Consider the following 20490-nt stretch of genomic DNA (forward strand, 5'->3'; position numbering starts at 1 on the left):
CTCCTTTCATCAAGCAGAAATGCAACTGCCAGCAGTTCCCCTATCGACCCTGCGGGCCACTTCCCCCCGAAGGGGGAAGCTTTGCTTCGCGCCCGTGCGTGGGGCTACGACGCTTGTGAGGACTTGCTGTCGGAGATTCTTCTTCTCCGTCCGTCCATGGACCTCTTCCACCGCTTCGCGGTCCCCCTTCCCCGTGCGCGGGGACGGCTGCGCGAATTGCTGCGCTGGTTGTTCTGTCGAAGGGCAAGAGCCCGAGCGGAGGGATGTATTCCGCCTGGAGGCGCACAGCGATTGCCCGCGGCAATACATGTAGGGGACGAGGGTGCATAAGCGGAGCGTTGGCGCCTGGCGTTAAGAAGGGATTTTTTCCTTGCCAGCTTCCTGGCGAACGGACGTCGTTCAAGCAGCGCGCGTTTCGCACGTTCGTCAGGCTTCATTCCAAAGGAAAAAATCCCTTTAGCCAGCCGACTTCGCGCAGCGTTGCGCTCTCGTCCCCGCCTTCCACATTTAGCTGCGCGCTGAAGCCGGAATACATCCCGCAGCGCCCTTGCATTCCTCCTTTCATCAAGCAGAAATGCAACTGCCAGCAGTTCCCCTATCGACCCTGCGGGCCACTTCCCCCCGAAGGGGGAAGCTTTGCTTCGCGCCCGTGCGTGGGGCTACGACGCTTGTGAGGACTTGCTGTCGGAGATTCTTCTTCTCCGTCCGTCCATGGACCTCTTCCACCGCTTCGCGGTCCCCCTTCCCCGTGCGCGGGGACGGCTGCGCGAATTGCTGCGCTGGTTGTTCTGTCGAAGGGCAAGAGCCCGAGCGGAGGGATGTATTCCGCCTGGAGGCGCACAGCGATTGCCCGCGGCAATACATGTAGGGGACGAGGGTGCATAAGCGGAGCGTTGGCGCCTGGCGTTAAGAAGGGATTTTTTCCTTGCCAGCTTCCTGGCGAACGGACGTCGTTCAAGCAGCGCGCGTTTCGCACGTTCGTCAGGCTTCATTCCAAAGGAAAAATCCCTTTAGCCAGCCGGCTTCGCGGAGCGTTGCGCTCTCGCCCCCGCCTTCCACATTTAGCTGTGCGCTGAAGCCGGAATACATCCCGCAGCGCCTTTTACAGGTGCATGCTCTCTATGCTCATTTACATTGAGCCTGTGCGTCACTGCTCGTACTCACCCCTTCAGTCGCCTGCGGCGACAGCTTCCCCAAAGGGGACGCCGATCTCATCCACCAGCCGATTTCGCGCAGCGTTGCGCCCTCGTCCCCGTCTTTCACATTCAGCCGCGTGCTGAAGCCAGAATGCATCCCGCAGCGGCCTCTTTTGCCTCATGTGCCTCGCGCTCGAGGCGGGCGCGCTTCTTGGCCTTGTTCTCCTTCTTGCGCTGCTTGCGGATCTCGCGCGAATAACGCTCCTCCTCGCTGAAAATGCAGCCGCAGTACGGCTGGCGGTAGAGCTCAAGCTCGTGGCTGATGTCGATGCCCTCCTGCCAGCCCGGACGAAAATCTTCATAATAGAAGGCCACGCCGTATTGCGCTGCGAAACGCTCGGCCGTGCGGCGCATGAGATCATGCTGCTGGTAGATGCTGTAGAAGAGCGTCGACGTAAAGGCGTCGAAGCCGTGCTCGGCCGCATAGCGGGCCGTCTCCTCGAGCCGCCAGGTATAGCACATCGTGCAGCGGCCGTTCGGCAAGGCCTCGGCCGGCAGCGCCTTCTTGAGGAAATCGCGCAGCCGGTAATGCTCATCGGCATGAAATTCCATCCCGACCTTCTCGGCAAATTCTTTAGCCGTCTTCAGGCGCATGTCCCACTCTTTGTAGGGATGGATGTTCGGATTGAAGAAATAGCCGACAGGCTCAATGCCCTCTTCCCGCAAGGTCTTGACGGGATAGCAGGAGCACGGGCCGCAGCACATATGGAGTAACAAACGCAAGTGGCTCACCTCTTTCTAGTTGCTTGCTTATTTCATGGGAAACTCGTAGCCCCGCTGCGGACAGGCCATGCGCTTTATCATTCACGGACCGGTTGTTCATCTTTCGAGATGCGCGCGGAAACCTGGCACTGGCAGGCACGAGCTTCGCCTTTCGTGGATTGTTTGCTTACTTCTCGGGATACGGGATGCCGAGATGCTCATAGCCGGCCCTCGTCACGACGCGGCCGCGCGGTGTGCGGTTGAGGAAGCCAAGCTGGATGAGATAGGGCTCATAGACATCCTCAATGGTATCCCGCGCCTCGCTGATGGCGGCCGCGAGCGTATCGAGGCCGACGGGGCCGCCCGCGAACTTCTGGATCATCGTCATGAGCATGCGGCGGTCCGTGTGGTCGAGGCCGGCCTTGTCGACCTCGAGCATGCGCAGCGCCTTGTCGGCAATCTCATTCGTGATGACGCCCGCACCCTCAATCTGGGCCACGTCGCGCACGCGTTTTAAAAGCCGGTTGGCCACGCGCGGCGTTCCGCGGCTGCGGCGCGCAATCTCCAGCGCCCCCTCGTCTTCAATCGGGATCTCGAGAATCTCGGCCGCACGCTTGATGATGTGCACGAGGGACTCCGGCGTGTAGTACTCGAGGCGCGAGATGACGCCGAAGCGGTCGCGCAGGGGCGCTGCGAGGGCACCGGCCTTCGTCGTCGCGCCGATGAGCGTGAACGGCGCGATATCGAGCCGTATCGAGCGCGCACTCGGCCCCTTGCCGATGATGATGTCGAGCGCGAAATCCTCCATGGCCGAATAGAGCACTTCCTCGACGCTGTGCGAAAGGCGATGAATCTCGTCGATAAAGAGCACGTCGTGCTCCTGCAGATTCGTGAGCAGCGCCGCGAGATCGCCACTGCGCTCAATCGCCGGGCCCGAAGTCTGGCGGAAATTGACGCCGAGCTCGTTGGCGATGATGCCCGCGAGCGTCGTCTTGCCAAGCCCCGGCGGGCCGTACAAGAGCACGTGGTCAAGCGCCTCGCCGCGCGACAAGGCCGCCTGAATGAAAATCGAGAGATTGGCCTTGACCTTCTCCTGGCCGATGTATTCGATGAGCTTGCGCGGACGCAGGCTGTACTGCCAGTCATCCGCCCGCTGCTCATCCATCGCGACGATGCGGTCCTCGTCGTAGGAATCAAAACCGTCCAAGCCAGCACCTCCTTCTGTTAATCCTTGTATTGCGTTTCATCATGAAGTTTTTATCACATATGGCTCAATGCCTTGAGCGAGGCCTTGATGATGGCCTCGGTCGTCTTGTACTTCGCCGTCTTGCGGATGACGGGCGCAAGCTCCGCCTGCGTGTAGCCGAGAGCCTTGAGCGCTTCCGTCGCCTCGGCCACGGCATCATCGCCCGCAGGGACATCCGTCGTCAGCGTCAGCTCTTCCTCTTCGCCGCCCGCAAAGGCCACTTTGTCCTTGAGCTCAAGGATCAGCCGCTCGGCCGACTTCTTGCCGATGCCCGGCAGCTTCGTCAGCACACTCGTCTGCTTGTTCTGGATGGCCCGGCAGAGACCCTCGACCGTGATGGCCGAGAGGATGCCGAGCGCGACCTTCGGGCCGATGCCCGAGACGCCGATCAGCTGCAGAAAGAGATCGTATTCCTCCTGCGCCGCAAAGCCGTAGAGCACGATGGCATCCTCGCGCACGCTCGTGTACGTGAAGAGCCGGGCCTCCTCGTGCAGCCGCAGCTTCTGGCGCGTCGAATTCGCGATGAAGACGCGGTAGCCCACGCCCTGCACATCGAGCAGGCAGTAATCCGTATAAAGATAGATGATGGTTCCGCGCAGATAGCCGATCATAATTGATTCCTCCAGGTCATGCTATTGAGGCAATGTGTCGTGCAGATGGCGATGGCCAAAGCGTCGGCCGTATCGTCTGGCTTCGGCGGCTTCGGCAGGTTCAGGATCTTCGTGACCATGTAGATGACCTGCTGCTTGTCGGCCTTGCCGTAGCCCGTGACATCCTGCTTGATCTGCATCGGCGTGCGCTCGACGAGCCGGAGGCCATTCTTGGCCGCCGTCAGCAGCACGATGCCCCTGGCCTGGCCGACCGGGATGGCCGTCGTAACGTTGCGGTTGAAGAAGAGCTTCTCGACGCCCATGACATCGGGCTTGTACTTCTTGATGAGCGCGTCGAGCTCGTCGTAGATCTTCATGAGCCGGTCTTCCATCTTCATCTCGGGCGAGGTGAAAATCGAGCCGTAGGCCCGCGGGATCAGGCGGCTGCCGACCGATTCCACGAAGCCGAAGCCGCAGATGGCCGTGCCGGGGTCAATGCCTAATGCTAGCATAAGGGGTAGTCTCCTTTTCATGAAAGCAAGCCCCTACAAATCGAATGTCGAATCGTAGGGGCTTGCGCATCGTCCGGCCGGGAGACTTATTCCTCCTCGTCGTCGGACTCGTAATTGCTGTAAACGTTCTGGACGTCGTCGTTCTCCTCGAGTGCATCGATGAGGTTCTGCATCTTCTCGGCGTCCTTGCCAGTCAGATGGACCATCGTATCCGGTACCATCGTGACTTCTGCCGAAGCCGTCTCAATGCCCTTCTCGCCGAGCGCCTGCTCGATGGCGTCGAAGGAATCCGGCTCGCCCGTGATCTCGAAGACCTCGTCTTCCGACTTCATGTCCTCGGCACCGGCATCAAGCACGATCTCCATGAGGGCATCCTCGTCGTCAAACGCTTCCTTCTCGACGATGAAAACGGCCTTCTTCTTGAACATCCAGGCCACGCAGCCATCCTGACCGAGGTTGCCGCCGAACTTCGAGAAGAGGTGGCGGACATCGGCAGCCGTGCGGTTGCGGTTATCCGTGAGGATGTCGAGCATGACGGCCGTGCCGCCCGGGCCGTAGCCCTCGTACATGATCTCCTCATAGCTGCCGCTCTCGGTGTTGCCGAGGCCTTTCTCGATGGCACGCTTGATGTTGTCCTTCGGGATGTTGTTGGATTTCGCTTTGGAAAGGGCCAGCTTCAGGCGCATGTTGCCCGTCGGGTCGGCACCGCCCATGCGGACGGCAATCGTGATCTCACGGCCGATTTTCGTCGTGATCTTGCCGCGTATGGCGTCGTTTGCCCCTTTTTTGCGCTTGATATTTGCCCATTTAGAATGTCCTGACATAAAAGAACACCGCTCCTTCAATCAAAATTGCACGTTATCCTGTGATAACTTACTCATTTTACCACAAATCCCCGCTTCCCACAATATGAAACGGCGGGCAGCGGGCGATTTGCTGTTCCTGTCTGTTATTTCACGAGCTTGAAGTACTTCTTCTTGCCCTTCTTGACGATGGCCGAACCATCCTGGAAATCGCTGTCCTGGAGGACGTAGTCAACGTCCCTGACCTTCTCGTCGTTGAGGGAGAGGCCGTTCTGCTGGATCAGGCGGCGGCCCTCGCTCTTCGAGGCGAAGACCTTGCCGGCCGTGAGGACATCGAGGAGTTTCCTGCCGGCTTCAGCCGCAATCTTCGGCATGTCGTCCGTGCTGCCCGCACCGCCGAACAGGGCCTCGGCTGCCTTCTGCGCCTTCTCGGCCTCTTCCTCGCCGTGAACGATCTTCGTGACCTCGTAGGCGAGCACGCGCTTGGCCTCGTTGATGGCCGCATCCTTGAGGCTGCCGAGGCGGTGTACCTCCTCCATCGGCAGGAACGTCAGGAGAGACAGGCATTTCTCGACGTCAGCGTCGTCGACGTTGCGCCAGTACTGGTAGAACTCGTACGGCGAAGTCTTCTCAGCATCGAGCCAGAGCGCGCCGCCTGCCGTCTTGCCCATCTTCTTGCCGTCGCTCTTCGTCAGAAGCTTGTTCGTCAGGCCGTAGACCGCCACATTGTTCTTGCGGCGGTTGAGCTCAACGCCGGCGATGATGTTCGACCACTGGTCGTCGCCGCCCATCTCGAGCTTGCAGCCGTAGCGGCGGTTGAGCTCGAGGAAGTCGTAGGCCTGCATGACCATGTAGTTGAACTCGAGGAAGGTCAGGCCCTTCTCCCAGCGCTGCTTGTAGCATTCGGCCGCGAGCATGCGGTTGACCGTGAAGCAGGCGCCGACATCGCGCAGCAGATCGATGTAGTTGAGCTTCCTGAGCCAGTCGCCGTTGTTGACCATGATGGCCTTGTCATCGGAAAAATCGATGAAGCGCGCGATCTGCTTCTTGAAGCATTCGCAGTTGTGCTCGATGTCCTCGTCCGTCAGCATCTTGCGCATGTCCGTGCGGCCCGAGGGATCGCCAACCGTACCCGTGCCGCCGCCGACGAGGCAGATTGGGCGGTGGCCGGCGCGCTGCATGTGCGCCATGGCCATCAGCGCGATGAAATGGCCTGCATGCAGGCTGTCCGCCGTCGGGTCAAAGCCGATGTAAAACGTCACGCGTTCCTTGTCAAAAAGCTCGCGCAGTTCCGCTTCATTCGTGCACTGGGCAATAAAGCCTCTTTCTTTCAGGGTGTCAAATACATTTGCCAACAATCTCTCTCCTTTATACAAAGCAGTGGACGGCCTGCCCGCTGCCGACATTCATGATGTTAGTTCTTGCCCTTCGAGACGCTGCTGCCGGGTTCCGGCGCCGCCGCTGCCGGAGCTGCATTGCCGCCTGCTGCCGGACCCTGCGACGGTGGAGCCGCCGGCTGCTGGGCATTGTCATTCAGCTTCTTGCCGTTATCCTTGCCCTTCTCGGGTGCCTTGGTCTCCGATTTCGCCGCGGACGATTCCTTCTTCGTCACGGCCGTGCTCTTGTCATCCTCGAGCGAACCGATGGAATCGCTCTTGGAAGACGAGGAGCCGTCGAAGTCCTTCGCGGGCGTGCCCTTGAGCGCATCCGTCATGAAGGATTTCCAGATGCTGGCGGGCAGCATGCCGCCGGTCATCGTGCCCATCGAGGTGTTGTCGTCGTTGCCGATCCAGACACCCGTGACGAGGTCCGGCGTGTAGCCGACGAACCACGCATCGTGGTAGTCGCTCGTCGTACCCGTCTTGCCGGCGGCCGGACGGCCGATGTTTGCGCCGCGGCCCGTGCCGGACTTGATGACGTCTTCGAGCATGCTCGTGAGCTCAGCCGCACTGTCCTCGCTGATGACATTGTGCTGCTCGGGGTTCGCTTCATCGATGACCTTGCCGTTGCGGTCGAGCACCCGGACGATGACGACGGGGTCAACGTGAACGCCCTTGTTCGCAAACGTGCCGTAGGCGCTCGTGAGCTCCAGCGGCGTCACGCCCTTCGTCAGGCCGCCGAGCGAGGCCGCGAGATTCTTGTCGTTCTGCGGGCCGTCGGTGACGAGCGTCGTGATGCCCATCTCCTGCGCGTAGTAGAGAACCTTCTCGATGCCGAGCTTCTGGGCGATTTTGACCGTCGGCACGTTCATCGAGTGCGTCGCGACCTGGCGCAGCGTCACGGCGCCGCTGAAGGTGCGCTCGTAGTTCTGCGGTTCCCAGTCGCCGATCTTTATCGGGCTGTCGTTGATGACCGTGGACGGCGTGAACTTGTTCTCGAGTGCCGCCGCAAAGACGAACGGCTTGAACGAGGAACCCGGCTGGCGCTCGGCCATCGTGGCGCGGTTGAACTGGTCCGTGCCGCGGCCGCCGACCATCGCCTTGACGTAGCCCGTGTGCGGGTCGATCGCGACGAGCGCGCCCTGCGGCTGCTGGACGCCGTTGCCGTCTTTCTTGCCGTTCGGCAGCTTCTTCATGGCGCTTTCGGCCGCGCGTTGCATGTCCATATCGATGGTCGTGTAGACCTTGAGGCCTTCTTTGTAGACCTTGTCCGCGCCGTACTTGTCGATGAGCTTCTGCGTCACGTAATCGATGAAGTACGAAGCCTCGTGGTCATCCTTCTTCTGGCTCGGCTGCACGAGGTCGAGCTTTTCCTTCTTCGTCTTCTCCGCCGTTGCCGTGTCGATGTAGCCGTACTTGGCCATCTGGTCGAGCACCGTCGCCTTGCGGTCCTGAGCGGCCTGCAGGTTGTTGAGCGGCGAATAGTAATTCGGACTCTTTGGGATGCCGGCGAGCATCGCGCATTCGTTGAGCGTGAGGTCCTCGACGTCCTTGCCGAAGTACGTGCGCGCCGCGGCCTGCACGCCGTAGGCGCCCTGGCCGAAGTAGATCTGGTTCAGGTAGAGCTCGAGGATCTCCTGCTTCGTGTACTGGCGCTCGAGCCGCAGGGCCAGGAAGAGCTCCTGGATTTTGCGCTTGAGCGTGCGGTCCTGCGTCAGATACGCATTCTTGGCGAGCTGCTGCGTGATGGTCGAGCCGCCTTCTGAGACAGTGCGGCCGCGCAGATTCGCCCAGATGGCACGCGCGATGCCGCGCGGGTCCACGCCGATGTGGTCGTAGAAGCGGTTATCCTCCACGGCGACGAATGCGTCCTGCAGATTCTGCGGGACCTGGCTGAGCTTGACCGGCATGCGGTCTTCCTCCGCGTGGATCGTCGCGATCTCATTGCCGTCAATATCGTAAACCTGAGACGAGGCCGGCGGCAGGATATCATCCGCCAGATCCGATTTGGTATTCATGCTCGCGGTCAAGAAGCCGCAGCCAACGCCGATCAGCATGACCACCAGGACGATGCCGATGCCCATAAGGGTCTTATGTGCGGTCGAACGGCCGCCAGTCTTCGGGGCTCGTCTGTGATGGTTTTTCGGGTTTCGAGTTTCCATTTGGCGCCTCCTTCAAACATATACGCCTTTCATTTTACCACACATTCGCGGAAAAGCATATGGTTTTCCTGTTTCTGCGCCTCATTTGAGGTTGACGACCGTCGCGCCCGTGCCGCCCTCATTGATATCGGCAAACTGGAAACTCACGACGCTCGGATGATGCCTGAGATACGCGTGGATGCCCTTGCGCAGTGCGCCCGTGCCCTTGCCGTGGATGACGAGGACCTGCGAGAGACCGGCCATCTCGGCATCGTCGAGGAATTTGCCGACGACCATCTCGGCCTCATCGACCATGAGGCCGCGGATGTCGATTTCGCGGCTGATGCCCTGCACCTTCTGCATGAAGGAACGCGTCTGGCGGTTCTTCGAGGAGGATGCGGCCGCAGGCTTGTTTTCCGGCGCATGGCTCAGAAAGCGGCAGGCCAAGGCCTTGACCTTCGTGTGCAGGCTGCCAATCTGTACGAGGAGTTCCCTGCCGTCGACGGCGAGCACCGTCCCCTTCTGGTCGAGCTTCTTGACGTAGACGCTGTCGCCCGGGCGGATGGTCTTGAGATTCACGGCCTCGCCGACGCCCTTCTGCGTCATGATGCCCGGACGCGCCTTCTCGAAGGCCTCGTTGAGCTTCGCGCGGGCATCCTGGATGGCCTGCTGGCGGCGCTTGATGCCCTGGTCGTCGAACTGCTCCTTGAGTTCCTTGATGATGGCCTCAGACTCGCGGCGCGTGCGGCGCACCATGGCGGCGCTCTGCTCGCGGGCCTTGCGGATCATGTCGCCCTTGCGCTTCGCGAGCTCCTCCTTCATGCCGGCGACCTTCTGCTCGAGCTGCGTCACGCGCTGCTGGCGCTCGAGGATGTCGGCGTTGCGCTGCTCGTACATCATCTTCTCGTTCTCGAGTTCGTTGATGACGTGCTCGAACTGCGCGTGGTCGGCCTTGACGAGCTGCTGGGCCCTTATGATGAGGGCCTCCGAGAGCCCGAGACGGCGGCTGATGGCAAAGGCGTTGCTCGCGCCGGGCATGCCGATGAGCAGCCGGTACGTCGGGCGCAGCGTCTTCACGTCGAACTCCACGCAGGCGTTCTCGATGCCGTCGCGCGAATAGGCAAACGTCTTGAGCTCGGAGTAATGCGTCGTCGCGACGGTCGTCACGCGCAGCTGCAGCAGCTTCTCAAGGATGGCCATGGCGAGCGCCGCGCCCTCCTCGGGGTCCGTGCCGGCGCCGAGCTCATCGAGCAGCACGAGGTCGTCGGACTCGACCTTCTCGAGGATGCGCACGATATGCGTCATGTGCGCCGAGAACGTCGAGAGATTCTGCTCGATGCTCTGCTCGTCGCCGATATCGGCGTAGATATTCGGATAGACGGAAATGACGGGGTCGGGTGCCGTCGGCAGGTAGCAGCCCGACTGCGCGAGGAGCACCATGAGGCCGAACGTCTTCATGCTGACGGTCTTGCCGCCCGTGTTCGGGCCGGTGATCAAGAGCATGCGGTAGCCCTCGCCGATGCGCAGGTCAATCGGCACGACCTTTTCCTTCGGGATGAACGGATGGCGTGCCTGCCGAAGGTCCGTGCGGCCCTCGCGGTTGAGCTCCGGGCGCTGCGCGTCCATCTGCTGCGCGAGACGGGCCTTCGCGAACGCGAAGTCGATATCGCCTAAAATGCGGCAGTTTTCCGTCAGCGTCTCGCCGTTCTTGTTGACCTCGGCCGAGAGATGGCGCAGGATGCGCTGGATTTCCTGCTGCTCGGCGAGCGTCAGCTGCTTGACGTCATTGTTGAGCTCGACGATGGCCATCGGCTCGATGAAGAGCGTCGCGCCCGTTGAAGACTGGTCGTGCACGATGCCCGGGAAGCGCGAGCGGTACTCCTGCTTGACGGGGATGACGTAGCGCTCGTCGCGCACGGTGACGATGGCATCCTGGAAGAATTTCTGGTATTCCGCCGTGTGCAGGATGCTGCCGATGCGCTCCTTGATCTTGCTCTGCGCGCTCTTGAGCTCGCGGCGGATGCGCCGAAGCTCGACGCTCGCGTCCTCGCGCATGGCGCCGTGCTCGTCGACGGTGTTCTCGAGCAGCCGCTCGAGCTGGCCAAGAATCTCGATGCTCCGCGCCCACTCCTTGAGCGTCGGGGCCTCGACCTCGCTGTCGCGGAAGAAGCGCTTGACACTCCGCATCGCGTAGAGTGTGCTCATGATGCTCACGATGTCGTCGAGGTCGAGCACGGCGCCCATCTTCACCTTCCTGAGCAGGGGGCGGATATCGAAGATGCCGCCGAACGGAGGTGCGGCCGTCTCAAGGACCGTCACGGCCTCCGTCGTCTCCTGCATCCATTCGACGGCTTCGTCAAAGTCGCTGGTCGGCAGCATCGTCTGCGCGCGTTCCCTGCCGATGAGCGAGGACGTGCAGGCGGCGAGCATCTCGCGCACCCGGCTGTATTCCATGATCTTATAGGTTTCTTGTTCCATTGTTCGTTCTTTACCTCATTTGACGGTTCTAAACGGCGTGAATGCTTAAAGGACGCCGCGGAAGTAGTGGCCGCGCGTGATATCCGGGCCCTCCTGCTCGCGCACCCATGCCTCCTGTGCCTCGTCGAGCTCAGATGGCAGGTTCATGGCGCGGCGGTAGGCTGCCACGAGGCGGCGGATCTCGTCCGGTGCCAGGGCTTTGGCCTCGATGCGGAGCGTACGCACACCGCCCGGGATGAATTTCATCGCATGCGGCAGCATCGAGAGCACCTTGCTGTTGAGCACGTGCATGTGGCAGAACTGGTCGGTCACGAGCGGGAAATCCGTGTCCTTGCGGTCACGCAGCGCAAAGCGGCGCTTCGTGCAGGGCTGGCTGCACGGGCCCTTGTCGATGCCGCCGAGGAAGCTGCCCATGACGCAGTACTCCGAGATCATGAGCTCGAGGCGCCCGTGCACGATGCACGTGAGCGGCAGCGGCGAGTCCTTCGCGATCTCCAGGATCTGCCCGCGGTTGAGCTCAGGCGAGAGCGTCGCCTCAGCCACGCCGTATTCTTTGAGAAAGGCCAGCGTCTGGCGGTTGTACGAAATCAGCGAGTAATCGGCATGGATGGGCAGCGTCGTCAGGCGGCGCACGAGGCCAAGCGTGCCGATGTTATGGACGTGGACGGCCGCGGGCGGGAAATCCCGCCAAGCTGCCATGAGACGCTCGACGCCCTTCTGATGGGCCTCGCGCACGATGCGCGGCATATTGAAGTCGATGCGCGCGCCCGCATCTTTGGCAAGCTGCCAGGCCGCCTGGTATTCCTCGGCCGTGATGACGTGATGGCGGTACGAGTCGCCGCCGAACAGGATGCCGTCAGCACCGCCCGCGAGCGCCGCTTTGACCTGCTCGAGCGTATCGCAGGCGACCATGAGCGAAGCGCTCTCTTTGAGCACGTCGCGCGGCTTCTCCGGCGCGATGTGCCACGCCGGCACCTGGCGAGCCTTCTCCATATGAATGGCGAGGCGCTTGTTCTCGAGCTCCTCAACGGCGCGGCGGCGTGCCTCGTTGATCTCGCTGACGGGCACCATGACCGCACCCTCGATGTCGCAGTCAAGAGACTCCATCGCAAAGACCGAGGTGCCGAGGCGCGCGGCCTGCTTGCGGACGGTTTCCTCCGAGAGCGGGCGCTTGCGCGCGGCTTCGCCGATGAAGTCCGTCTTGCCCGTGCCCGTCACGCCGTCCGCGTCGCGCAGCGTGATGATGAGCGGCTCGCCGATGGCGGCATGCACCGTAACGGCGACAGGGATGCGGCGCACGGGCGCACCCGTGTCAAAGCTGTGCTTGGCCTTCTCCATGAGCGCGGCATCGTAGACCTTGAACACGCGGTCATGATGGCGCACGGCCGACGGAATCGCGAAGACGACGGTATCGCCCGCTTCGCCGCGCGCAAGCGCCTTGCCTGCTGGCGTCAAAAGCTCCTTGATCGTCGCCGTCACGCGACCGCCGACCTTGACCCAGAAATCCACTTGGTCGCCGAGGCCCAGCCTGCCGCTGAGCTTCACCGTGACGAGCCGCTTGTCCCAGTCGTAATCGAGCACGCGGCCGATGAGCAGGCCGCGGTTGTTGGGCCGGCGGTCGCTCATCATCGTCCTGCCCGGGCGTCCGAGCAGATACGCCGTCGTGAAATCGCGGTTGAAGATCTGCGCGAGGTCGTCGCGCTCCTCTGCCGTCACCTCGTACCCCTTGCCGCTGTAATACGAATCGATGGCCTCGCGGTACGTGCGCACGACGGTCGCGACGTACTCGGGGCGCTTCATGCGGCCCTCAATCTTAAGAGAATTCACACCGGCAGCGAGGAGCTCGGGAATAACGTCGATCGTGCTGAGGTCGCGCGGCGAGAGCAGGTATTTGCCGGCCTCCTCGCCGAGCACATCCTCCCCCTTCCCGTCCACGAGCGTATACGGCAGGCGGCAGGGCTGCGCACAGCGGCCGCGGTTGCCGCTGCGCCCGCCGATCATGCTGCTCATGAGGCACTGGCCCGAGTAGCAGACGCAGAGCGCGCCGTGCATGAACGTCTCGATCTCCACGCCGGCATGCGCGCAGATGTAGCGGATGTCCTTGATCGAAAGCTCGCGGGCCAGCACGACGCGCGAGAAACCGAGTTCCTTGAGCGTGCGCACGCCCTCGAGACTGTGCACCGACATCTGCGTGCTCGCATGAAGAGGCAGATTCGGCACCGTCTCATGGGCGATCTTCGCGACGCCGAGGTCCTGCACGAGGATGGCGTCGGCGCCCGCCTCGTAGAGGAAGCGCAGATAGTCGCGCAGCTCCGGCAGTTCCTCGTCGTCGACAATCGTGTTGACCGTGACATGGATGGCCACATCGCGCAGATGCGCAAAGCGGATAGCCTCGCGCAGCCCCTCGCGGTCAAAATTCGCCGCATAGGCGCGGGCGCCGAAAACGTTGCCGGCCAGATAGACGGCATTGGCGCCGTTCTCCACGGCCGCGATCAGGGCCTCTCTGCTGCCGGCCGGTGCTAATAATTCCACCAATTTCTTTTCCTCCTAATTACAATACGTATCTATTCCGAAAAAACAGCACGGCGCCAGGGCACGTGCTGTCCGTCAATCCTTCTGTTGCTCCGCCTGCGTCTTGGAAGCGGCGGCGTCTTTGGCCTCTGCTGCCCCGGGCTCCGCGGCCTCTCTGGGTACGGCTTCTGCTGTGGGGGCTGCTTCCGTGTCTCCGGCGACTCCCGCCGCGGGAGCTTCCTGCGGCTGCCGCCTTGCAAGGCTTTCACGCAGGATTGCCTTCTGCTCCTCGTCGAGGCTCTCGGCCGCATCCTCCGTCGTCGGCAGCTGCGGCAGGTCCGAAAGCGACTCAAGGCCGAAGCAGCGCAGAAACGCAGCCGTCGTCCCGTAGAGGATGGGCCGGCCGATGACCTGCTTGCGCCCGCGCTCCTCGATGAGGTCGAGCTCGAGGAGCTTGGCGAGCGCACGCTCGATGCGCACGCCGCGCAGCCTCTCAATCTCGGGCTTTGTGATGGGCTGCTTGAACGCGATGATCGAGAGCGTCTCAAGCGTCGGCGCGGACAGGCGCCGCTCCGTCACCTGGCTCAGGCGCTCGACGACGGGATAGGCCTCCTGCCGCGTGACGAGCTGATAGCCGCCGGCCACGCGGTGAACGGTGAGGCCGCTGCCGCGCGCCAAAAGCTCCTGCCGGAGTTTCTCGACAAGCGGCTCAATTGCATCGGCCGGGCAGTCCATGACATGCGCCAGCGCGTCGCGGCCAAGGGGGTCTCCCGCCGCGAACAGCACGGCTTCGAGGAGCCCGGCATCGCCCATATCACGTTGTTCCATGCAAAAACTCCTCTCTATTCTGCCCATCCTGCCCCGCCTGCTCGTCCTGACCGGCATGGCCATCTCGGCTGTGCCGGTCATTCCGGCCATCTGCCTGTTCTGCGCCCTGCCGCAGGGCAATTTCCATGTCAGCGAAGAGATGCGGCTGGCGCACCGTGACGAGTCCCTTCTTCATGAGCTCGAGGAGAGCCAGGAACGTCACGATGAGCTCGCCGCGCGCGCCGGGCCGGAATGCCTCGGTAAAGCGCACAGCGCCATGGCGTTTGGCCAGCAGTGTGAGGATCGTCCCCATCTTTTCCTCGAGGCTGTACGTCTCGGGTGCGACGAGCACCGCGGGAATCGTCGGCTCCACCTTGACCGCGAGGACCGATTGGAACGCCGCGACGAGCTCTTCAAGCGGCAGGTGCTCGGGCGGCAGACGGTGCACGGGCAAGGGCAGCGGTGCCCTGCCCACGAAGCGTTCCTGCACCACGGCCATATCGCCGAGCACCTCGCTGACCTGCTTGAATTTCTTGTACTCGAGCAGCCGCTCGACGAGCTCGAGGCGCGGGTCCTCCTCCTCACCCGTCTCTTCGTGCACGGGCTTCGGCAGCATCATGCGCGACTTGATTTGGAGCAGTGTCGCCGCCATCACGAGGAAGGCGCTCGTCACCTCCATGTCCATGCGCTTCATCGTCTCGAGCGAATCGAGATACTCGCGCGTCAGAAGCGCGATGGGGATATCGTAGATATCGATCTTGTTCTTCTCGATGAGATGCAGCAGGAGTTCAAGCGGGCCATCAAAGACCGGCAGGTGTATCGTGTAATCCTTCATGCTTCACCTGCTCAGAAGAACGGCGTCAGGATGAACAGGAAGGCCGACCAGATGAACCGCTGCAGCGGGATGAAGATCATGCTGAGAACCGGCGTCATGATGAGGACGATGAGGATGAGGAAGCTGTAGCGCTCCAGGCGCACGTACTCATAGGCGAGCCTGCCCGGCAGCAGCTGGGCGAGCACATGCGAGCCGTCGAGCGGCGGCAGCGGGATCAGGTTGAAGATCGCAAAGTTGATGTTGTAGATGATGATGAGCTGCAGGACCTGGTACATGCCGACGGACGGACGCCCCGCGACCTGATGATACACAAGGAGTACGACAAGCGTCAGGAATGCCGTCACGAGGTTTGCGGCGGGCCCGGCCAGCGAGACGAGGATATCGTCGCGGCGCGGATTCTTGAAGTGGCGGGCGTCGATGATGACCGGCTTCGCCCAGCCGAAGCGCACGAGGAACAGCATGATGAGGCCGATGGGGTCGATATGCGCGACCGGATTGAGCGTCAGACGGCCCATCATGCGCGGCGTCGGGTCGCCGAGGGCGTCGGCCGTGCGCGCATGCGCGTATTCATGGATGACCATCGCAATGATGAGGCCCGGGATGCCCGCGATGATATCCAGCAGATTCAGATTAAACATAGATTCCCCCAATATCCTTTATCGTTCTATTGTATCGTTCGATCTCACGTATCGTTCCGGCAGACCAGGGCCTCAGGCCTTCTGCTGCTGGCTGATCATCAGGATCGAGACGACGCTCTTTGCATCGATGATGCGGCCGTCCCTGACCATCTCGAGGGCTTCCTTCATCGGCACTTTGACGACGTTGATGAATTCATCCTCGTCCGTGTGCTGCTTGCCCGGCGTCAGGCCCGTGGCCACGTAGAGATGGATGTGCTCATTCGAGAACCCGACCGTCGTCGCGATCGTCGTGAGTTTTTCAATCTTGTCGGCCTTGTAGCCCGTCTCCTCCGAAAGCTCGCGCTCCGCACAGAAGCGCGGATCCTCGTCGGGCGAATCGAGCTTGCCGGCCGGCACCTCGAGCGTGACCTGGTCAATCGGGTAACGGTACTGGCGCACGAGGATGATCGAGCCATCGGGGAATACCGGGATAACCGAGGACGCTCCCGGATGCTTGATCCACTCCCGCGTCGCCGTGCGGCCGTTCGGCAGCTTGACCGTATCCTTTTTCACGTGCAGCAGCACGCCGTCAAAGACATCCTCGCTTGCGATTTTCGTTTCAATCAAATCCTCATACATCGAAAAAACCTCCTCGTACCCCTTATTATCTATTACAGTATGGTCTGGCAGACCGGCTCCCAAAGCCATCCTGCCTCATATTTCTCATGACAGCCCGCTCTTGCGTCAGGCCTGCTGGCGGAAGCTCTCCTTCTTGAGCTTGGCGTGCAGGACCATCTCGCGCGCGTTGTCGATGGACGCCGTCGTCATGTCGGCGCCCGATGCCATGCGCGCGATCTCGCTGATCTGCTCGCGCTCGGAGAGCGGCCGCACCTGCGTGACGGCGTGATTGTCCTCAATGCCCTTCGAGATGTAGAGATGCTCGTCGGCCATGCAGGCAATCTGCGGCAGATGCGTGATGCAGAGCACCTGCTTGTACTGTGCGACGAGCGCGATGCGCTCCGCGACCATCTGGGCCGTGCGGCCGCCGATGCCCGTATCGATCTCATCAAAGACCATGCTCGGCACCGACGAGTCGCGCGACGAAGCCACCGTCTTGATGGCAAGCGCGATGCGCGAGAGCTCGCCGCCGGACGCCACCTTCTGCAGGGGCTTTTCCTGCTCGCCGGCATTGGCCGAGAAGTACATCGCAACCTCATCGCTGCCGTGCGGGCCGTACTGACCGGCCGGCGTGACGGCGATGTAGAAGCGCGCCTGCGGCATGCCGAGCTCGAGGAGCTGGGCGTGGATGGCGGCAGAGAGGTCCCTGGCCGCGGCCTCGCGCAGCTCCGTCAGGCGCTTGGCTTTGCGCGAAAGCTCGGCTTCAAGCGCAGCGATCTTCTTCTCGAGCGCCGCGATATCGTCATCGTAATTCTCGATCTCCAGGAGTTCCTGCTGGACCTTCTGCTGGTGCGCGAGCACGTCGGATACCGTCGCCCCGTATTTCTTGCAGAGCCGGTAGATGAGATCCATGCGCTGCTGGAGCTTGTCGAGCCTTTCCGGGCGGAACTCCATGTTCTCGCCGTAATCGCGCAGCTCGTAGGCCGCTTCCTGCAGCGAGACGAACGCCTCCTCGACGATCTTCTGGGCATTTGCCAGCGACTGGTCGAAGCGGCTCATGTCGCCGAGGTCCTTCCTGACCTGCGAGAGCGCGGCGAGCACGCTGAGGCCGCCTCCGCTGCCATCAAGAAGATTATACGACTCTTCGACGAATCCGACAATCTTTTCTGCATGCGAGAGCTTGCGGATCTCGGCCTCGAGCTCCTCATCCTCGCCTTCCCTGAGGCCGGCGTCCGTGATCTCCTTATCCTGCCAGTGCAGCATGTCGAGGCGCTGCGCGTACTCGCGCGAGGCCTGCTGCTTCTCCTCGTAACATTTCTTCTGCTCCACCCAGGCCCGGTAGGCGCATTCATAGGCAGCCAGGGCCTCGGAGAGATCCGGGTCGTACGTGTCGAGCAGGTGCAGCTGGCTTTCTTCCTTTAAGAGCGCCAGGTTCTCGTTCTGCCCGTGGATGTCGACGAGGAAGCTGCCGATGCGCTTGAGCGTGGCAAGCGTCACGTGGCAGCCGTTGACGAGCGCCGTGCTGCGGCCATTTTGCGTCACCTGGCGCGTGACGATCAGCATGTTCTCCGAATCGTCAATGGCCTGCTGCGTCAAAAATTCATGGAGTCCAAGCGATTCTTCGTCAAGCGAGAACACGGCCTCCACGCGCAGCCAGTCGCAGCCCGAGCGGATGTTGTCGGCGGAGACCCGGTGGCCGAGCACGGCACCGAGCGAATCGATGAGGATGGATTTGCCCGCACCCGTCTCACCTGTCAGGATATTGAGTCCCGGCCCGAATTCCACCTGCACATGCTCGAGCAGCGCGAAATTCCAGACCGTCAAAGTCTTCAGCATGTTGAATGGATCCCTTCTCTCAGTTCTGGTCCAGGAGGTCTAAGATGCGTTTCTTGATCTCCGGCGCCGTCTCCTTGGGCTTGACGACGACGAGGATGCTGTCGTCGCCTGCGACCGTGCCGATGATCTCCGGCCACTTGCAGTAATCGAGCGCCGAAGCCACGGTGTTCGCACCACCCGGCAGCGTCTTGACGACCAGCACGTTCTCGCTGTAGTCGCAATCGATGATCGTATCGTTGAAGATGCGCTTCATGCGCTCCTTCGTGAATGCGTAATTCTCCTGTGCCGGCAGCGCGTAGCGGTAGCGGCCGTCGCCCGTCGGCACCTTGATGAGCATGAGTTCCTTGATGTCGCGCGAAACCGTAGCCTGCGTGACGGCGATGCGCTTCTTGCGCAGCTCGGCAGCCAGCTCATCCTGCGTCTCTATGATCTCGTGGCGGATGATCTCACGTATCAGTTCCAAGCGTCTCTCTTTCATCGAATCAGCCTTTCTCTTTTTCTTCCCTTCTCATCTCTTGTTGTATGCGTTGTATGTGTCGTATGCTCAGTCATTTCGCCACAGCTTCGTGCGCAGGATCTGATAGTAATCCTTGTCGTCGAACTTGACGATATTGGCCTGTACCTGGGATTTCTGCACCGTGACCTCATCGCCGGGCAAAAGGCGGTAACTCTCCTGGCCGTCGAGCGTCACGATGATGTCCTGATGGACGGCGGCGATCTGGATGTGCACGACATCGTCCTCCCGGATGGCCAGCGGGCGCATGTTGAAGGTGTGTGCACAGATCGGCGTCAGGAGCAGCGCCCGGATGTTCGGGTTCATGATGGGCCCGCCCGCCGACAGCGAATACGCCGTCGAGCCCGTCGGCGTCGACACGATGAGACCGTCGGCCTTGTAGTCGATGAGATGCGACGAATTGATGCTGAGCCCCAGGTGCAGCATGCGCGCGACACCGCCCTTCGTCACGACGACATCGTTGATGGCATGACCGATGAAGCGGCGTTTGCCGCACGAATGCACGAAGCCCGCGAGCAGCAGCCGGTGCTCGATGTGGTAGTCCTTGTCGAGGATCTTCTGGAGCTTCGTCTCGAGCTCATCGGGCTCGATGTCGGCCATGAAGCCCAGCGTGCCGATGTTGACGCCGCAGAGCGGGATGGCCGCATCGCCGTAGCGGTGGCAGACGCCGAGCAGCGTGCCGTCGCCGCCGAGGCAGAGCGCAAGGTCCGCCGGCACCTTCTCGATATCCGGCACGCCGTACGACTCCATATCGAAGAAGCGCGATTCGTCAAGCGGCATGATGAGCCGGACATCCTTGTCGCGGAAGAATGCGATGATGCGGTAGAGGATATCGGCGGCATTCTTCTTGGTGACATTTGGGAATACAGCGATCGTCAGCATGCAAATACTCCCTCCTTACTTGTCGAGGGCCGCGTGAGCAGAGGCGACCACCTCACGGATGCGCTCAGGGGATACCGTGTCCTCGCCCGCCCCGCTCGTGAGGTGGATGAGATATTCGATATTGCCCTCGGGGCCCTTGACGGGCGAATACGTGAGCGCCAGCGGGCAGAAGCCGAGCGAGCGCGCGAAATCCGTCACGCGCACGATGACTTCCTCGTGCACGGCCGGGTCGCGCACGACACCCTTCTTGCCCACCTTCTCGCGCCCCGCCTCGAACTGCGGCTTGATGAGCGCGACGAGCTCGCCTGTGTCCGTCAGGAGTTCCTTCGCGACGGGCAGGACCTTCGTCAGCGAGATGAAGGCCACGTCGATCGAGGCGAAGTCGAGTTTCTCGCCGAGCATCTCGGAGGTGACATTACGGATATTCGTGCGCTCCATGTTGACGACGCGGTCGTCTGTGCGCAGCTTCCAGGCGAGCTGGCCGTAGCCGACATCGATTGCAAAGACCTTGCGCACGCCGTTCTGGAGCATGCAGTCCGTGAAGCCGCCGGTCGAGGCGCCGATATCAGCGGCCACCTTGCCCGCAAGCGTCACCGCGAATTCCTGCATGGCCTTCTCGAGCTTGAGGCCGCCGCGGCTGACATAGGGGATGTCGTGGCCGAGCAGACGGATCTCGGCCTCGGGCTTCACCGTCGTGCCGGCCTTGTCGACCTTCTGTCCGTCGACGAGCACCTCGCCGGCCATGATCATGCGCTTGGCCCGTTCCCGGCTGCCGGCCAGGCCGCGCTCGACCAAAAGGGTATCCAATCGTTCTTTTGCCATT

Annotated in this window: 17 protein-coding genes; all 17 read right to left on the minus strand. The window is 61.9% G+C overall.

Annotated elements, in window-relative coordinates:
- Positions 1 to 1265: 1265 nt before the first annotated feature.
- Positions 1266 to 1919: an epoxyqueuosine reductase QueH gene (locus DWZ54_RS08945; protein WP_118475677.1), complete on the minus strand. Its 654-nt coding sequence runs from the start codon at positions 1917 to 1919 to the stop codon at positions 1266 to 1268.
- Between the two features lie 166 nt (positions 1920 to 2085).
- Positions 2086 to 3063, minus strand: a complete 978-nt coding sequence (ruvB, locus tag DWZ54_RS08950) for a Holliday junction branch migration DNA helicase RuvB (protein ID WP_118016155.1) — start codon at positions 3061 to 3063, stop codon at positions 2086 to 2088.
- A 95-nt stretch (positions 3064 to 3158) separates the two neighbouring features.
- Positions 3159 to 3755: a Holliday junction branch migration protein RuvA gene (gene ruvA, locus DWZ54_RS08955; RefSeq protein WP_118475679.1), complete on the minus strand. Its 597-nt coding sequence runs from the start codon at positions 3753 to 3755 to the stop codon at positions 3159 to 3161.
- Positions 3752 to 4246: a crossover junction endodeoxyribonuclease RuvC gene (ruvC, locus tag DWZ54_RS08960; protein WP_118016126.1), complete on the minus strand. Its 495-nt coding sequence runs from the start codon at positions 4244 to 4246 to the stop codon at positions 3752 to 3754. The genes ruvA and ruvC overlap by 4 nt, the downstream gene beginning before the upstream one ends.
- A gap of 86 nt (positions 4247 to 4332) precedes the next feature.
- The gene (locus DWZ54_RS08965) at positions 4333 to 5070 is read right to left on the minus strand and encodes a YebC/PmpR family DNA-binding transcriptional regulator (protein ID WP_118475680.1); all 738 of its coding nucleotides are present in this window, start codon (positions 5068 to 5070) and stop codon (positions 4333 to 4335) included.
- Positions 5071 to 5195: 125 nt separating this feature from the next.
- Positions 5196 to 6404: a tyrosine--tRNA ligase gene (tyrS, locus tag DWZ54_RS08970; RefSeq protein ID WP_118475682.1), complete on the minus strand. Its 1209-nt coding sequence runs from the start codon at positions 6402 to 6404 to the stop codon at positions 5196 to 5198.
- Positions 6405 to 6463: 59 nt separating this feature from the next.
- Positions 6464 to 8590: a transglycosylase domain-containing protein gene (locus DWZ54_RS08975; RefSeq protein WP_118475684.1), complete on the minus strand. Its 2127-nt coding sequence runs from the start codon at positions 8588 to 8590 to the stop codon at positions 6464 to 6466.
- An 81-nt stretch (positions 8591 to 8671) separates the two neighbouring features.
- Positions 8672 to 11047, minus strand: a complete 2376-nt coding sequence (locus DWZ54_RS08980; protein ID WP_118475686.1) for an endonuclease MutS2 — start codon at positions 11045 to 11047, stop codon at positions 8672 to 8674.
- 45 nt (positions 11048 to 11092) lie between these two features.
- Positions 11093 to 13582 (minus strand): DUF3656 domain-containing protein, encoded by a 2490-nt coding sequence (locus DWZ54_RS08985; RefSeq protein WP_118475687.1) that lies wholly within the window; start codon positions 13580 to 13582, stop codon positions 11093 to 11095.
- Between the two features lie 72 nt (positions 13583 to 13654).
- Positions 13655 to 14386 (minus strand): SMC-Scp complex subunit ScpB, encoded by a 732-nt coding sequence (scpB, locus tag DWZ54_RS08990; protein ID WP_118475689.1) that lies wholly within the window; start codon positions 14384 to 14386, stop codon positions 13655 to 13657.
- A complete protein-coding gene (locus tag DWZ54_RS08995) occupies positions 14373 to 15200 on the minus strand; it encodes a ScpA family protein (RefSeq protein ID WP_118475691.1) in 828 nt (275 codons plus the stop codon). The genes scpB and DWZ54_RS08995 overlap by 14 nt, the downstream gene beginning before the upstream one ends.
- Before the next feature lie 11 nt (positions 15201 to 15211).
- Complete coding sequence (locus DWZ54_RS09000) at positions 15212 to 15838, minus strand: site-2 protease family protein (RefSeq protein WP_118475693.1); 627 nt, start codon at positions 15836 to 15838, stop codon at positions 15212 to 15214.
- A gap of 72 nt (positions 15839 to 15910) precedes the next feature.
- Complete coding sequence (locus tag DWZ54_RS09005; RefSeq protein WP_118475695.1) at positions 15911 to 16456, minus strand: NUDIX domain-containing protein; 546 nt, start codon at positions 16454 to 16456, stop codon at positions 15911 to 15913.
- Positions 16457 to 16561: 105 nt separating this feature from the next.
- Entirely contained in the window at positions 16562 to 18271 is a 1710-nt protein-coding gene (gene recN, locus DWZ54_RS09010; RefSeq protein ID WP_118475697.1) for a DNA repair protein RecN, read from the minus strand.
- Between the two features lie 19 nt (positions 18272 to 18290).
- A complete protein-coding gene (gene argR / locus DWZ54_RS09015; protein ID WP_118016137.1) occupies positions 18291 to 18749 on the minus strand; it encodes an arginine repressor in 459 nt (152 codons plus the stop codon).
- Between the two features lie 66 nt (positions 18750 to 18815).
- Entirely contained in the window at positions 18816 to 19667 is an 852-nt protein-coding gene (locus DWZ54_RS09020; protein ID WP_118016138.1) for an NAD(+)/NADH kinase, read from the minus strand.
- Positions 19668 to 19682: 15 nt separating this feature from the next.
- Entirely contained in the window at positions 19683 to 20489 is an 807-nt protein-coding gene (locus tag DWZ54_RS09025; protein WP_118475699.1) for a TlyA family RNA methyltransferase, read from the minus strand.
- Position 20490 lies beyond the last annotated feature (1 nt).

The sequence above is a fragment of the Mitsuokella sp. AF33-22 genome (assembly GCF_003475755.1).
Taxonomy (GTDB): Bacteria; Bacillota; Negativicutes; order Selenomonadales; family Selenomonadaceae; genus Mitsuokella.

Excerpts from the sequence above, each read along its gene's own strand:
- DWZ54_RS08995 (WP_118475691.1), bottom strand. The coding sequence starts at position 15,200 with ATGAAGGATTACACGATACACCTGCCGGTCTTTGATGGCCCGCTTGAA.
- ruvA (WP_118475679.1), bottom strand. The coding sequence starts at position 3,755 with ATGATCGGCTATCTGCGCGGAACCATCATCTATCTTTATACGGATTAC.
- DWZ54_RS08980 (WP_118475686.1), bottom strand. The coding sequence starts at position 11,047 with ATGGAACAAGAAACCTATAAGATCATGGAATACAGCCGGGTGCGCGAG.
- DWZ54_RS09005 (WP_118475695.1), bottom strand. The coding sequence starts at position 16,456 with ATGTATGAGGATTTGATTGAAACGAAAATCGCAAGCGAGGATGTCTTT.
- ruvB (WP_118016155.1), bottom strand. The coding sequence starts at position 3,063 with ATGGATGAGCAGCGGGCGGATGACTGGCAGTACAGCCTGCGTCCGCGC.
- DWZ54_RS09025 (WP_118475699.1), bottom strand. The coding sequence starts at position 20,489 with ATGGCAAAAGAACGATTGGATACCCTTTTGGTCGAGCGCGGCCTGGCC.
- DWZ54_RS08965 (WP_118475680.1), bottom strand. The coding sequence starts at position 5,070 with ATGTCAGGACATTCTAAATGGGCAAATATCAAGCGCAAAAAAGGGGCA.
- DWZ54_RS09000 (WP_118475693.1), bottom strand. The coding sequence starts at position 15,838 with ATGTTTAATCTGAATCTGCTGGATATCATCGCGGGCATCCCGGGCCTC.
- argR (WP_118016137.1), bottom strand. The coding sequence starts at position 18,749 with ATGAAAGAGAGACGCTTGGAACTGATACGTGAGATCATCCGCCACGAG.
- ruvC (WP_118016126.1), bottom strand. The coding sequence starts at position 4,246 with ATGCTAGCATTAGGCATTGACCCCGGCACGGCCATCTGCGGCTTCGGC.
- DWZ54_RS08975 (WP_118475684.1), bottom strand. The coding sequence starts at position 8,590 with ATGGAAACTCGAAACCCGAAAAACCATCACAGACGAGCCCCGAAGACT.
- DWZ54_RS09020 (WP_118016138.1), bottom strand. The coding sequence starts at position 19,667 with ATGCTGACGATCGCTGTATTCCCAAATGTCACCAAGAAGAATGCCGCC.
- recN (WP_118475697.1), bottom strand. The coding sequence starts at position 18,271 with ATGCTGAAGACTTTGACGGTCTGGAATTTCGCGCTGCTCGAGCATGTG.
- scpB (WP_118475689.1), bottom strand. The coding sequence starts at position 14,386 with ATGGAACAACGTGATATGGGCGATGCCGGGCTCCTCGAAGCCGTGCTG.